The organism is Flavobacterium sp. B183, assembly GCF_023539155.1.
In the GTDB taxonomy this organism is placed as follows: Bacteria; Bacteroidota; Bacteroidia; order Flavobacteriales; family Flavobacteriaceae; genus Flavobacterium; species Flavobacterium tructae.
The window spans coordinates 5,052,254-5,067,959 of the sequence record NZ_CP097434.1; the positions used below are offsets into that span (position 1 = coordinate 5,052,254).

Annotated in this window: 10 protein-coding genes; 3 read left to right on the plus strand and 7 right to left on the minus strand. The window is 36.1% G+C overall.

Annotated elements, in window-relative coordinates; translation table 11 throughout:
* Positions 1–31 precede the first annotated feature (31 nt).
* Positions 32–1,447, minus strand: a complete 1,416-nt coding sequence (locus tag M4I44_RS20595; RefSeq protein WP_249965943.1) for a hypothetical protein — start codon at positions 1,445–1,447, stop codon at positions 32–34.
* A 515-nt stretch (positions 1,448–1,962) separates the two neighbouring features.
* Here M4I44_RS20595 and M4I44_RS20600 point away from each other — a divergent pair.
* The 3 genes from M4I44_RS20600 to M4I44_RS20610 all read left to right on the plus strand — a co-directional run bounded on the left by M4I44_RS20600 (position 1,963) and on the right by M4I44_RS20610 (position 6,875).
* Positions 1,963–4,365, plus strand: coding sequence for a TonB-dependent receptor domain-containing protein (locus tag M4I44_RS20600; protein ID WP_249965944.1), 2,403 nt, complete (start codon positions 1,963–1,965; stop codon positions 4,363–4,365).
* A 132-nt stretch (positions 4,366–4,497) separates the two neighbouring features.
* Entirely contained in the window at positions 4,498–4,929 is a 432-nt protein-coding gene (locus M4I44_RS20605) for a hypothetical protein (RefSeq protein ID WP_017496073.1), read from the plus strand.
* A 167-nt stretch (positions 4,930–5,096) separates the two neighbouring features.
* Entirely contained in the window at positions 5,097–6,875 is a 1,779-nt protein-coding gene (locus tag M4I44_RS20610) for a long-chain fatty acid--CoA ligase (RefSeq protein WP_017496074.1), read from the plus strand.
* A gap of 126 nt (positions 6,876–7,001) precedes the next feature.
* Here M4I44_RS20610 and M4I44_RS20615 read toward each other — a convergent pair whose 3' ends face one another.
* The 6 genes from M4I44_RS20615 to M4I44_RS20640 all read right to left on the minus strand — a co-directional run bounded on the left by M4I44_RS20615 (position 7,002) and on the right by M4I44_RS20640 (position 15,699).
* Positions 7,002–7,163: a hypothetical protein gene (locus tag M4I44_RS20615; protein WP_249965945.1), complete on the minus strand. Its 162-nt coding sequence runs from the start codon at positions 7,161–7,163 to the stop codon at positions 7,002–7,004.
* A 63-nt stretch (positions 7,164–7,226) separates the two neighbouring features.
* A complete protein-coding gene (locus M4I44_RS20620; RefSeq protein ID WP_249965946.1) occupies positions 7,227–7,730 on the minus strand; it encodes a hypothetical protein in 504 nt (167 codons plus the stop codon).
* Positions 7,731–8,987: 1,257 nt separating this feature from the next.
* Positions 8,988–10,316 carry an SWIM zinc finger family protein gene (locus M4I44_RS20625; protein WP_249965947.1) on the minus strand — a complete coding sequence of 443 codons (1,329 nt, stop codon included), beginning with the start codon at positions 10,314–10,316 and terminating at the stop codon, positions 8,988–8,990.
* Between the two features lie 5 nt (positions 10,317–10,321).
* Positions 10,322–13,426, minus strand: a complete 3,105-nt coding sequence (locus M4I44_RS20630) for a DUF6493 family protein (protein WP_249965948.1) — start codon at positions 13,424–13,426, stop codon at positions 10,322–10,324.
* A gap of 340 nt (positions 13,427–13,766) precedes the next feature.
* Positions 13,767–15,230 (minus strand): tyrosinase family protein, encoded by a 1,464-nt coding sequence (locus M4I44_RS20635; protein WP_249965949.1) that lies wholly within the window; start codon positions 15,228–15,230, stop codon positions 13,767–13,769.
* A 40-nt stretch (positions 15,231–15,270) separates the two neighbouring features.
* Positions 15,271–15,699: a hypothetical protein gene (locus tag M4I44_RS20640; protein WP_249965950.1), complete on the minus strand. Its 429-nt coding sequence runs from the start codon at positions 15,697–15,699 to the stop codon at positions 15,271–15,273.
* Between the last annotated feature and the right edge of the window lie 7 nt (positions 15,700–15,706).

Genomic DNA, 15,706 nt, shown 5'->3' on the forward strand with positions numbered 1-15,706 from the left:
TTCAAAACTCTTAAAACAATTTTTATCTGTATTAATTAATCGCTACCAAATTAACGCGAAGCTTGTTTGGAGCAGAGCCTTCAGACATAAAAACCAAATACTTTCCGTCATTTGTCTTTCTAATAATTTGACTAGGCTGTACCAGTCGGGAATTATCGTCCTTCCCATTAGACAAAGAAACATCTTTAGTAGTAAGCACATTCGCATCATAATCCACGGTCGCAAGCGAGGTTTTTAAAACTTTATCATTTTTAGACATATCAAAGACATTCCAGGCTATAAATATTTTTCCCTCTGAATAATGAGCCATCTGCGCTCCCCAGCCGGCAGTTTCTGTAGCCTTATAACTGGTTAACCAAACATCCTTAACTTTGACTGCGCTTCCTTTTGCAGCACCTACGCCCGAAAATATAGACAAGCGAAGATCACGACGCAAATCATTAGCAGTAAACTCATGTTGTGTAGTATAAAGAACGGCAATATTTCCATTAGGCAATTCTAATATATCACCGGTAGCTGTATTGGTAATATTATCATTTCCAGTTGCAGAATTGGGAAGCGGAAAAACATTTGACCATGTACGATTAAACGGGTCATCATTAAATTTCCAGGCTTCTATTAAAAGACCTCTTGAGGGCAACGCATCTGCATGAGCAGACGCAAGATAACGTCCATCATTAAGGGGTAATAACCTCTGGTCGAAGTTATGGGATATATACCAAGGGCGCACAAATGTTTGCTTGCCTGTCGCTGCCTCGTGAAAGCTAAGCCAGGCTGCCTGATGCTCACCCATTCCTCTGCGAGCTAAATAAATACCAAAATTATCCAGTTTTTTATTGTAAACGACAATACCCTGTCCGGATCTTCCTGCCGCATGAGTATCTGAGGGGTCAGGAGGAGCCTGCCACAAATCTATTGAGTACTTTACGTTACCTGAGCCATCAAAACAATAGTACACAGGCCTCTTTCGTGCAATGTCATCTGTGTTTACTTCCGATGCTCCCATCATGTAACGATTATTACCAAAATACTCGTAACCCAGGAAAGTGGTATTACCTAAATTTAGTACTTGAGGAAAAGAAATTTCAGAAACAATAGATTTACTAGTAAGGGAAATTCTGCTTAAATGACGGTGTCCGTCAGCAGTTGGTGCTAATTCCCCTTCCCAATAAGTATCCAGATTACCATCTTCGTTTACAGAAAAGCGAATGCTTGGCTTTACGGCATAAATAGCATAAGCATCATTAGTTAGTGGCCGAAGATTTTCAGGCAGATTTACTTCAAAAGAGGAATATTCGAGCCCCTTACCAACATCACTGTCTTCTTTATCACCCGTACCTCCTGTATTATCAACTACCGGATCCTCTACATTTTTACTACATGCTCCTAACGACAATAAGGCAACAACTAATAAGACGTAAATTTTGCTTTGAGAAATGTGTTTCATTAAATTTATTTTAATTATATAATAGTAATTCATTTTTTAGTCATCATTTAATGATTTACAATACCTCTTAAGAAGTGTTCTTCCTCTTTAAATTCAAACCAAAGTTATAACACCAGGTTTTTGTGCACTTTACACTTGTATCAAACGGCATCATTCCTGTAACAAACAGTATTATTCACAAAACTTCTGAATAAAATTCATAGGAAAACACCTCCCGATGAGAATCAGAAATACAAAAGACAGAAACAACAACGTTTCACGCTTTTATAAATGCCGGAAAAAGAATTGAGAAAAGCTAAAAAATATATTTCAATTAAGAACATCCGAATTTATCGGCTACATTTTTTGCCAAAGACTTCACAGATTTTCACCATTCACTTTTCACCATTCACTTTTCACATCTCACATCTCACCTTTTCAAAAAAACCTCCATTTAAAAAGACTCTAAGACTAATTTAATTCTATCTTAAGGCTACTTTTTCCCACATTTTTAATGTGATAGATATCTTTGTTTCATGAAAAAATGGACATTAAAATTATCGCTTTTACTCCTCTTACTTATTATAAGCCAAGTCACGTTTGCCCAAAATTCTTCTGTAAAAGGAACTGTTTCTGACGGGAAACTGGCCATCGAATTTGTCGATGTGGTTTTAAAAAACACTACCGATTCAACAAAAGTTGCCGGATATGCCGTTACAGATGCTTCCGGAAATTTTTCTTTAGACCATGTTACTTCAGGTGAATATAAAATTCAGTTCAAATTAATCGGTTTTAAAACCCTTACGCAAAAAGTAAAATTTACAGGAACTCCAATTTCTATTGGAACCATAACTTTAAAAACGGACACTAATCTGTTAAACACTGTTGTTGTAAATTCTCATAAAAAGCAAATTCAAAAAACCAACGAAGGCTTCATTTTTAATGCCGTTTCGAATCTTACACAAACAGGCGGAACTGCAACCGATATGCTCAAAAACATCCCTACAATAGCTGTGGATGCAGACGGAGGAATTACTTTAAGAGGAAAATCTCCAATGATTTTGATTAACGGAAAAAACTCTGCCATTACCAATATGGACCAAATTGCAGCGAGCAGTATTGAAAGTATTGAGGTTATCAGTAATCCTACTGCCAAATACGATGCGAATGCAGAAAGCGGTATTATCAATATCAGACTTAAAAAAAACAACCAAAGCGGTATGAATGGCGCGGTGGTTTTAGGAGGCGGATTTGGAGCCAAAGGCAGACTAAACAGCTCTGTGCTCTTAAATCAGAAAACCGATAAATGGAATTTCGGACTGGGATACGACAATCGCTTTGCCGGAAGAACTAAAAAGATCAAAGGGGAGAGAATCAATTACCTGATCGATGACGAACATTATATCAATCAAAACAGAAGCGACCAGCGTACAGAAGGTTTGCAGAATTTGAAATTCAACATTGATTTTTCACCAAATGAAAACAACAGCTTTTCTTTTGAAGCTTTGGGAAATATGGAAAGTCAGGACAATGACGAAACTTTATACACGCAGGTAAACAACAGTGCCAATCAATTTTTCTCGAGCAATAAAAGACATTCTTTGGAACTCGAGCGTTCTAAGGTAGGCGAACTTGCTTTTAGCTACGACCGAAAATTTGCCGATGACCGAAAAAGCCTAAACGCCAGTATTACCTCATCTTTCAATAAACACAGAGAAAACACTGATATCGATACCTATCAATTCGATCAGTACTACAACCTGATTGGTGATGCTGCATGGCAAAGAACACACAATTACGAACACGAAAATATCTCGAACGCTATTGTAAATTATGCGCTTCCGGTTTCTGAAAGAACCATTTTAGAGACGGGTTACAAAGGAACCTTCCGGTTCTTCGACTCCGATTTTCAAAGTGCCGATCAAAAAAATGGAGAATACGTTGTAAATCCTTTAGCAAGCAACGGCTTTAAATTCAACGAGCAAATCAACGCGGTTTACGGAATGTTAAACTCTTATATTGGCACTAAAGAAACTCCCAAATGGAAGTACAATTTAGGATTACGTGCCGAGCAGGTTTCAAACAACGGAAAAACGCAAAACAACAGTGATAACTTCTCCAATCATTATGTAAAACTTTTCCCTTCTGCCTCATTACAACTTAATTTAGCATCAGACGAATTTCTAAAAATGAGCTACAGCAAACGTATCAACCGCCCGGACTTAGACAACTTAAATCCATTTATTGATATTACCGATGCCTTGAATCCGCATGGAGGAAATCCGTACTTAAAACCGGAAATCATTCATATTATTGAGACAGGCTATTCTAAAGAATGGTCCAAATATTCCCTTTCGACCAATGCTTTTTACAGAAACGCGACCAATACAATCAGACAGTATGCCGAATTACAGGACAACGGAGTGGTTTTGCAACAGCCCAGAAATATTGGAAGCACCATTACTTACGGTCTTGAAACTATTTTCAGTCTGAAACCAATTGGATTCTACGATGCCAATATCAGTATTACCGCTTTTCAGCAAAATATAAATGCCTCCAATCTGGCTCAGGATGTAGTCAACAATGCATTCAGCTGGTACGGAAAGATCATCAATAATTTTGTTCCCTGGAAAGGTGGAAAACTGCAAATTATTGGAAATTACAATTCGGCTCTCGCTACTGCACAGGGAAAAAGAATTCCGATCTATAATGTTGACATGGGATTTCAGCAAAAACTGGGTAAAGGCAATGCCCGTTTAGGTTTAGTGGTAACTGATATGTTCAACACACTTGAAAGCGGTTTTAAAAACAATACAGCTTTGTTCAGTAACAACCGTGCTTCAAAATCAGACACACGCGCTCTGATGCTTACTTTTGCTTACACCTTCAAATCTGACTTTAAAGAAAAATTACTGGAAAATCAGTTTTCGACAGAGTAACATTACATTAAAGTAAAAAATATCATTCTTGTAATCGGGATTCATTTTTCTAGTAAAAATTGAACTATATTCGCCAAAAAATTCGTGCCCCGAATTTTTTGGCAGCTCCAAGAACCCTTAAACCTACATAGAATGAAAACCCTGCAAGTATTTCTTTTTACTTTATTATTTAGTGCCGTAAAATTACATTCACAAATTCACGTAGACCGAATCACTTATAAAGTCCGTGACCATTTTATTACCACCACTATTGGGTATCCGGTACCCGGAACTTTTTTGCCAGCCGGAAAAAAAGAACCCTCTACCATTTTAAATCCGGACGGAACAGGAATTATTCAATATGAAGATCTAAGCAAAAAAAAGATCAACTGGGGAATTGAATGTACCGAAGAAGGTATTCCAGTTTTTAAAGAAGGTTTCAACAGTGCTTCCTATACTTTCTGGTACCGTACCAATGACAGTGAGGAGTGGAATTACACTCAATTTTCTATCCATTTTACCAAGAAAAAGATGTTTCTGATGGGGGAAAGAGTAAAAGAATATGTAGATTATAACGTACAATAATTACTACGTAAAAATCAATTTTTCTTGATTTTTATACCTTTTACTACAAAAAAGAAAACGTTTTCGTAGATTTTCTAAAGTACTTATAATTTTTCCCATAAATTTCGATAAATATAAAAATTATACCTAATTTTTATTTAATTTGCGATAAAATTCAATATACTAACATGGTTTCAATCACACGCCTTTTTGATTTTCCCTATTATCAACAAGAAACTTATAACCTTCAGGTTGCCTTAGCAACTAAAAAAAACGGAGTCTGGGAAAAGACATCTAGCCAGGAATATATTGCAAAAGCAAATGCTATTTCAAGAGCATTATTGCGCATGGGTGTTCAAAAAGATGATAAAATTGCATTAATCACTTCTAACAATCGTACGGAGTGGAATATTATGGATATTGGTATCCTGCAAACCGGTGCTCAAAACGTACCTATTTACCCAACTATTGCCGAAGAAGATTACGAATATATATTAAATCATAGTGGAAGTATTTTCTGTTTTGTATCCGATACAGAAGTACTTGACAAAGTTAACGCGATCAAAGCAAACGTTCCTACTTTAAAAGAAGTCTATTCTTTTAATGAAATTGAAGGTTGCAAACACTGGTCTGAATTGTTAACACTAGGAGAAGACGACAGCAACCAAAGCGAAGTTGAAGCCAGAAAAGACAGTATTAAACCAGAAGATTTAGCTACTATTATTTATACTTCCGGAACAACAGGAAGACCAAAAGGAGTTATGCTTTCTCACCATAACATTGTTTCTAATGTTTTAGACAGCGCGCCAAGAATCCCGTTTGATCCGGGAAAAAGTTCGGCTTTGAGCTTCCTTCCTATTTGTCATATTTTTGAAAGAATGATTTTATACATCTATCAATATTATGGTATTTCGGTTTACTTTGGTGAATCGATTGATAAAATCAGCGATAACCTAAAAGAGGTACGACCAAATGTAATTACAGCTGTTCCAAGACTTTTAGAGAAAGTTTACGATAAAATCTACGCAAAAGGTGCAGAATTAACCGGTATTAAGAAAAAACTATTTTTCTGGGCCATTGATTTAGGACTACGCTACCAGCCTTACGGTGCTAATGGTGCCTGGTACGAATTTCAGTTAAAAATTGCCCGTAAACTTATTTTCAGTAAATGGAAAGAAGGTTTAGGAGGAAACTTAGATTTAATGGTTTCCGGAAGTGCTGCTTTACAACCGCGTTTAGCGAGAGTTTTTGCTGCTGCTGAAATTCCGGTAATGGAAGGTTACGGTTTATCTGAAACATCACCGGTAATTGCCGTAAACGACCAAAGAAACAAAGGTTTTAAAATTGGAACTGTTGGAAAACCAATTCGCAATGTAGAAGTTAAAATTGCCGAAGACGGTGAAATCCTTTGCAAAGGGCCAAACGTAATGTTAGGTTACTTTAAAGATCCTGAAAAAACGGCCGAAGCTTTACAAGACGGTTATTTCCACACCGGAGATATTGGAGAAATTGACAGCGAAGGTTTCCTTAAAATTACAGATCGTAAAAAAGAAATGTTCAAAACTTCGGGAGGAAAATACATCGCTCCTCAGTTGATTGAAAACGCCATGAAACAATCTCGTTTTATCGAGCAGATCATGGTGATTGGTGAAGGCGAAAAAATGCCGGCAGCCTTTATTCAGCCTAACTTTGAATTTGTAAAAGAATGGGCTAAAATTCACAAAATAACTTTAGGAAACAGCGACAAAGACATCAGCTCTAACGCACAGGTTATCAAACGTATTGACGAAGAAGTAGAAACCATTAACGAGAAATTCGGACACTGGGAAAAAATCAAGCGTTTTGAACTTACTCCAGACGTTTGGTCGATTGACGGAGGACAACTTACTCCTACCCTAAAATTAAAACGTAAAATCATTAAAGAAATTTACAAAGATCTTTACGCTAAAATATACGGACAAAATTAATAAACCAATATAATACTAACCAACGAAAAACGGCTATCTCATAAGGATAGCCGTTTTTTAATGGTACAAACATCACTTTAAATAGTCAACAACCGTTGTGAGTGCTATACAAAGCGGACTTACGTTTTAGGCTTGTGGGCGAATTAAAAACCCATTCATTTGGGTTACTTCATCCCTTTTCGCCTTTAAAACAGCCAATCCATATTCAGTAATTGTACTTTCCTGTTCTTCAACAACTGTGTGCCTACTATGCTTTTCTTCTAAAACGATATTACTAATTGTATTCATAATTTTTATTTTTTCAATTTTTAAAATAATGGTGTTTAAATCTTTTACTCATAATTCTCCTCTCTAGAAAAACATACTTTTAATATCCCTAAAGAAATTTCTTTTCTTAGATTTCTTTTCAGGCTTTTCTTTTTTAGCAGCACTCTTCTTTTCAAAAACCTCTTTAGTCTTTTCAATCTTCCTGATTGGTTTTGCATCTTCCTTTTTAGAATTTTCGTAAAACTTCTTGAGAGGACGAGGGTGAAAATCAACCAAAATTGCAGCCATATTGATGACATCCATACTGGACGGATCTGTTTCTCCTTTAAAGAAGGTTTCAATAGGTCTGAACTTATCTTTCTTCTCCTTAAACTTATTCTTTTGGGTATGATCGAAATCTAAGCCCAATAGATTGCTAAAAACATTCAAGTCCTCTTTTGTTGGGTTATTTTCGAAAATGAGCCAGCACAAATCACGAAGTTTTGCACGAGAAGGCTTGTACAAATAATCAAAGTATTCTCCTTCTCTTTCTATCTCGTATTTTTTTCTAATTGCTCTTTTGTATTTTTCTAATGTATTGTTTTGCATGGTTTTTTATTTTTTTGTAATTCTTGAGAATCTCAGGAAATCGAAGGTTTTTCAGGGAAATCCAATATCACAAAAGTTTAAAAGCGCCCTTGCTCTACCAGAGAAATATCTCCAAATGATATATAAGATTCCTAAAATTTACCTTTTCATTCCCACGTTTAATGAGTTTCAAATTCCTCTTTTGAATTGAGGCAAATGACGACTCATCAAACTCTGTTGTTTCTGTTTGACCAGCACTATGGTCCGACGCAAATCCTGTTCCTTGATTCATCCTTAATTTTTTATTGTCAAACTTAAACTATCAGCAGCTGCTGTTGATAGTCACTCCTTTTTACTTCACGACGATCTTTTAATAAACCAATAGTACCATCGTACTGCGCAATTATTTTGCTAACTTTCTTTTAAACTCTTCAGAGTTATTAAAATTCTAAGAGACTAAGCCTTTTTATAACCTCTGTTTCTTTGCCTCTTTGCGCCTCTGATCCTTTGAACCATAAAAAAAGCACCCGATTAAAGGTGCTTTATAACAAATACGATAATTATCATATTGCCTATAATGATGCACCAGCATGTAAATCCCTTCAAGGGCCGAACTTGCGTTTATTGGTTTTACGTTATATGTATTAAAAATGAAATCCATTTTATATATTGTTTTATTTTTAAATTCTATTGTTTTTTGAAATTCAGTGTCCCGATATTCTTCGGCAAAGATAATGTCAAAAAAATCATACTTCCAAATCTTTCAATACTTCAACTTGTTGATTTTCAATTTATTAAACCCTTAAGTTAAGCCATAGAAATCCCTGTCCACTTATCGAAGCAGCTCTTTCATCAAATCAAATGACTGTTACTCATCAGATTACTTTTCAAGACTATATTTTGGTGTTTTTAAAATTCATTAAACATTTAATGTGTAATTTTTTTAAATATTTTTTTGTTACGATCAATTTGTAATCATTTTCCATCTTTTTTATCCTGCTGAATTATCCCCAAAACAAAAAAAGCGCCCTAAAAAGAGGACGCTTTGCTATATTTATGTTGAGTTTGTAACTTCAATTTACACTTCGATTTCATAAAAATACAGATCACATCCTGAGCCCTTAACAGTGGCAAATCCTGCTAAACGATCACTATATAGTCCTACTGACAGATTAATATTTATATTTTTCATTTCCATTTCAGGTACAAATATAACATTTTTAGAAATTAATTTAACTTTATTTTAAGATTTATAGAGCATGTCTTTAATTTTCATTCTTAAGAAAGTATCATTTTCACTGCCAAAATATGCTTGCAGATTCCTCTCTTTCCCTGATAAGCCGTAAACCAGTCGCAGGTACATTTTTGAGAAGTAGTATCAATGATTACTTTATGCACCACACCGGAACCTTTTACTTTGGCTTCAATATAATTGGCTCTGCGTTCTGTGATTTCTACTTCTTCCTTATCAATTAGCTTTTTAGCATTTTTCAATCTTGGGTTTAAAGATAAAATACGTTCTGTTTTAAAGGGAAGACGACGATAAAAATGAGCCTTTTCGCTTAAATCATACCCTAATAATCCCATGGAAGATAAATTGGAGGTTAGATTATCCATCGTACCAAAATCAATATCATTTTCAATCGAAAGCATGGTTGGGTCAAACATCTCATTCGATTTTAATAAACTGTTTAATCCGTACACCCATTCCATCGGTAAATTTTCTGTCATGGTTTCCAGAACATTTCCTTCACCTGAAAAACCACGGTAAGAATCCGGAGAAAAAGCCATCAATAGCTGCATTTTACCAAATTCGCATACAATAGCACAAGTTTGCTTATCATCTGATTCGTAGATAAAAATCTTATCTACAATGGCCAGAATCCCTTCTAACAAACGCAGTCTTTGAACGCCCCCTATTCTCACGCTGTCTGAAGTTGCCAAAGTCGAAAACATAAACTTTCCGGCTCTTTTGGTGATAAAAAAATCACCTTTTACACTTCCTTTCGGCAGACTTTGAAAAAGCTGAATCGTTTGTATTTTATTAAGTTCGAACTTCAGATCCATATCAGCCAAATAAAGCTGCACACTGGTTAATCCTTTGATCCAGCGCATGGGCAAAGTCACTTTTTTCTCGACCACTTTTGCTTTGCTGGTTATCACCTGAACGTCTTGCTGACCAACGGCAAGGGTTACCTTTTCATTCTTCTGAATCGCATTTAGCGCATTCAGCATTGGATCGTTAAAATCAACATTAGTCGTTCCATTTGCAATAAATTCGCCGTCGATGGCTTCGGGTTTCATGTCCAATCTTACATAAACTCCATTACAGGACGAAAATCCCTCAAAACGAAGTCTTTCTGAACCTGCAGAAACAATTGGATCACGAAGGCTGGGCGGAACTGGTCCAAAACTCGAACGCACTACTTTGGCAATCGTGCTCCAGCATTTTGCTGTGACATAAGGATCTGTTAAACTTCCCCAGAAAAAGCACGGAATATTATTGACTTCCTCAATTTCGGTTTGATGAGCCAAAACCAAATTATTGATTCCCTTTGTTTTACTATAGGTTGAAATTCCTTTATAATTATATTCTAAATCTGTCATTTTCTTTATTTTAAAATTTGCTTAATCAAGGATTTAAGCGAAGCATTATCTTTCCACTGTTCAAAAAACGCAATGACGCTTTCTGAAGGTTTCTGATTGGTTTTGATTAAAACATCAACATAGTTTTCGACCATTTTCTTGAAATTTGTCGGTAGCTTTTCGCTCACTTCCAAACGAGCAAAAAAGGTGTTAAAGAACTGCAGTAATGCGCTGTTGTGTAAAGGTGAAATATCTTTTAAGGCAATTATTCCATCGGTTAATCTAGAAAAAGCACCATATTTTCCTGTTGCTGCAAAAGCCGCCTTCTCAGCAAACTTCTCTATATCGATTGTTTGTTTCTCAATCAGATTCATTAAAGTTTCGGAGGCCAGTAAGCGTAAATCTTTCTTTTCCTGGAAGAAACAAAGCGCGAATAACAATAAAACATTATCCGAGAACCTCATTTCCGGTCGGTTTAAAACATCCAGAAAACCTTTTAATTCCGGTTTTGAACCGTCCGGAACTACACAGTTGTTCAATAAAGTCATCACTAAAGCATCTGGATTTTGTGGCGTAAGACTGTGCCAGTAAAATGTATTTCCGCCATAGTTTATATTGTAATCCCAACTGTTCGATCTTTTGTAAATATCAAGACTGTACAATAAATAATTGGGCGTTTTGATGTATTGTGGCAGTTCGAAACGAAGTTCGTACCACGAAGGCGATCTTTCTTTTTCGTGTGTTTTATAATTGTTCCACTCGTTCCATTTTTCTTTAAAAGAGAATTCGGTTTGAAATGGCGAAACCACAAATGGAACTTGTTTTAAATAGGTATTTTCAAATTCGTTAAAAGTATGGTCCGGATAAAATGTTCGGGCTGCAACGGCCCATAAAGATAATATTCCGCTTTCTTTAGTCGTTTTTCCTAATGTTGCCAAAAGTTTTGAAACTAATGACCCCGAATCAATCGTCAGTTTATCTTCTGCTCCCAAACAGTAGGACAGCAAAGCTTTTAATTCGCCCTCGATTTCATTCAATAAAGGAAGTGCTTCATGAGTATTTTCTCTTGGCATTCGTGCAATGGCAATTGCTAAATCCAGAGAATCAATTTCTTCGTTTGCTTTTTGATAGGCAATTACACGTTCCAACAAAACTTTAGGAGCGACCCAATACGGTTTATGACTAGGAAAAGAAAGCAATGGCAGTTTTGAATTGGATTCTATTTTCTGCTGCACTTTTTCTAATAACGGCCGGATTAAAACCAGTGTATTAATTTTTAAGTAATGACTGTCTCTAGTACTTAACTTATTGTTGATGTTTTCAATTTTCTGAGACAAAAACGATTTCATATAGTTCTTATGAACACTTTCAAAATAGAATTTGTTCAATTGTTTTTGATAAGGCTGTAACTGCGCGCTGTAATCGGCGGGAAACAAATCTCTTTGCTGAATATAAGTATTCATTAGGATTTCGGTGTCCAGAACTTCTTCAGAAGCAATGAAGTTTCCGAACTGAAATAAAATTTCGTTCCAGTCCTTTGGCAGTTGCACTTCTTCGGTCAATACCAGTTCTTTTTGAGGTTGGAACTGATATTCTTCAAATCCGGCATCGTCCGGCATCAAAGCATCCTCATCTAAAAACTGACTTAAACCTGATTTAATATTTCCCTGCATCAAAGTAACATAGGTGCTCAGTTTTTCTTTCAGTACTTTATCTTTTGAGGAACCGATTTTCAGAATAATTTTAGACACTTTTTCCTGTAAAGTCAAATCAGAAATCACATAAACATCTGCCAGAATAGAGGCAATTTGATTGTTTACTTTCGGATTGGCTTTGCTTATTTTTTCTAAGATCGGAAGAGCATTTTTTATGGCTGCTTTGCAGTCGCCACGCATCATTAAAGGTTCCAGCCATTCCAGAAATGATTTGGTTTTGAATTTTGGATGTGCATAAATTTTCTTCACCAATTCAATTCCGTAACTCGTAATGGGCGGATACGCGTTGTGCAAAAACGAAAATATATTTTCCTGAAAAACAATCAGTTCTTCTTCTGTCGCATTAAATTCTTCGATTCTTTTTCTGAAAAAAGATTTTAGATTGTTGTTCCATTCTTTGGTTTGAATCTGGATGGCATTTTCAATAAAGAAACTGCGGTCCATTTTTTTCTCGTCTAATAAAGTTTTGTAGACAATGCTCCAGGTCTGAAATTCGTCATAACTTTGGTTGTCATTATCCCGAAAAAAGCTGTTGTGAAGTATGGTTTCGTAATTAAACAATTCCGGAATATCTCTCTGATATCCTTTTGTATCGTTTACAAGGGTATTAATGAATTTTCTGGTTTTCATCTTGGCACGCCACTCGTTTGTTGCTGCGAGGCTTAAAGCGTACAACTCCGGATTGAATTGCAGCAGCCCTTCCTCTTCAAACTTTCGCAGAATATGATAATTGACGCTTACCCAGTCCTGTCTTTTTACTTTATCCAGAATAAAAGTTTCCAGCCAATTGGGTTTTGCCCATAACAATGTGTCCAGAACATAGGATTTCTGATCGGCTTCATCCAGCAATTGCAGTACTTCATCCCACGAATTAATATCGGCTTTATCAAACAATGCGATAGCGCTCAGGGTGATCATTTCTTTTTGCTTTTGATCTCCTCTTGTTCCCCACGAAGATCCCCAATTGTTACCGGTTTTATTCTTCTTCAAAAATTCCGGTTCTTTGGATAAATCGATGTATTGGGTCCAGTATTTTTTATTTTTTTTGATGTGTTTCTTTAAAGCGTCTACATTTCCTTTTGCATTTTCTTTTAAAAAAGGAAGCATCAAATGAATATCTTTTGCTTTTATAATGGCATCATATTCCTCTAAAACAGCAGCAGAATTTGCTGCCTTACCCGTTTTTGGTTTTGAAGTTATACTCACTTCTCCGTTTTCAGAATATCCTTTTTTCAGTTTTTCGCTGACTAATTTTTCAGCATTTCGCAAACATTCTTCATCTGTTGAAAAACTCTTGGTCTGTGAAGTTCCCGAAGTTCCGTTTTTACCGTAAGTTACCGTAAATTCAAATCCTGTCACGTTTATTTCCCAGAATTTATCTGAATTTCCATCAATGTATTTGAGACTTTTTTTCATTAGTAATCGTATAAAACAAGTGTTATTTCTAAATGTATACTATAAATAGGTAAAGTAATTGAATGTTGTTGTAATGAAAATCGTCGTTTTTTTGCTGAAGAAGCTCTCTTTTGTAAGCCTAAATCCTGAACTGGTGTGCTTCTATTCCCTTTTATCGACTTTTATTTTCAATCTGTAAAATAAGAATTTTATAGCAAGATCTTCTTAAAAGAACATCTTTTAAATGTTAAAAAATCCTACGAAAAAAAGCAGCATTAAATTTCAAAAAAATACCCTGCAAATCAGTATTTGCAGGGTTTGGATTATGGTTGGAATGTCGTTTTCAGAAAATCTAAAAAACTTAATTTGCTTTTATCACACTAATTTTTTCAAGAGTAACTTTAGCATCTCCGCCTCCGGTCTTTTTGATAATAATATCATAACTGGAATCTGAATTAATTAAGTCATCCGAAATGTAATAAGAGTAGTTAAGTTTTACACCGTCTGATCCAATTTCGTGGCTGTCTCCGGTTCCATGATCATGAGCTACTCCAAAGAAAGTCATTGTACCCACATACTGATCTTTTTTCCCGGGATAACGCAAATAAACCGTATAATAATCTTTTGGCTCTTTGTAAACCACTACATCAAGATTCAGAATTATTTTAGAATTGGCAGTTTTAAAAACTCTATTGGTGTTTTTCGCAAAGGTATTGCTTACTTTATGGGTAAAAGCCGAAGTGCCTAATACTTTGCTCACTTTTTGCTCCCAAATCACTTCTTCTTTTGAATCCTGAAACGAAATTTTAGCTTTTGCTGCCTCATTAGCCGCTACAACCGGAGTTTTAGATCCGTAAAGTAAATCATCGTATTTATAATCTAAGTTGTAAACAGTGTTGTATACTTCTTCCATCGTATACGTTACACGACTTCCGTCGGGATTTATAAACTGATATTGCCACGGATCTGCTTTTAGTTGCTCTAAGGTAGGGCGCTGTCCGTAAATCGAAACGTCCCAGGAATCCCAAATACGGTCGACCATACTGTGATGCAGCCAGAAAACAGGATCAAATCCGGCCGACTCTACATTGGCCATTAAACCCGAAGTCACTTTTTGGTAGATTTCGTTGTAATACGTTTCACTTGGATCGGCATATCCCCCACCGATAAGATTGTGCATATAACCATGAGGGGCGCCCTCAAGGCTTCTGCTAAATCCCGCGTCGCCTGTAAAAGAAGGATTGGTTTTTAATTCTTCTAAAGCCAGCTGAATCTGATTGACCTGACTCGGCAAAATTGGTTTTCCATTGTTCAAAATGCTGTATCGCGCCGCAGTATAAAGAGAACCGGACTGCACTCTTAAAGGTTCTGCCATCACATTCTGAGACACCGCCTTACTGCCATAATTCCAGTACGGAAGCGCAAAATCGGCTTTTCCGGACAGGTCGCGAATAATTTTTTCTAAATGCCAAATGTAAAATCTGTGCCATAATAAGAAATGTAGTTTCGCATTTGGTGTTCCGTTATGCGTACAATCGGCCCATGCCCATAACTTATCATTGATGGTCTGATATTGCGGACAGAGCTTATTGGGACCTGTAATCTCTTTCGGAACACTGTGAATCGCTCCCTGATAATACCAGGAAATTCCTTTTTCGCAGCCCGCTTCGCGCATTTTCTTAAAAGCTACATTCATCGCTTCCAGATTCGCTAATCCCTGAGGCGTATTAACGTTCCATCGAATGTATTTCGCATTATTTCTATTTTGACCATAGGACATTCCCATAGTCAAAATAATACAGATTAAAATGGTAATTTTTTTCATTTTTTTTGTTTTTGGGTGATTAATAAATTGGTAGTTAACATTAAAGCACTTCGACTTCAAAAGTTAAAATCTGAGCATACTTAGGATTTGCTTTGTCGTAGATTTTAAATTTCACCGTTCCGTTGCCTATTTTGTTGGCAGGAATTACATGAATGGCAATAAAGCCCTGCTGATCCGGGTTAAGTTTATTAAAAGAAGATCCTTTCGGAATCCCAATCTGGCAGGCGCCGTGCTGGCACATCGAGCAATCCCACTCCTTTGGAAATGTATTCGATACGGTTTCCCAAACCAGATAAATGGGTTTATTTGAAATATTTTCGACCTTGATTTTCGAAATGTCAAGCCGTTTGTTTTTCAGCACACTTTCTTTATTGACCGCAGTTCCCACTACCGAAAATGTAGCTTTGTTTTGCGCAAATGAAATAGAAACCGAAAAAAGGAGTATCCAATAAAAGTACAGTTGTTTCATAATCGTC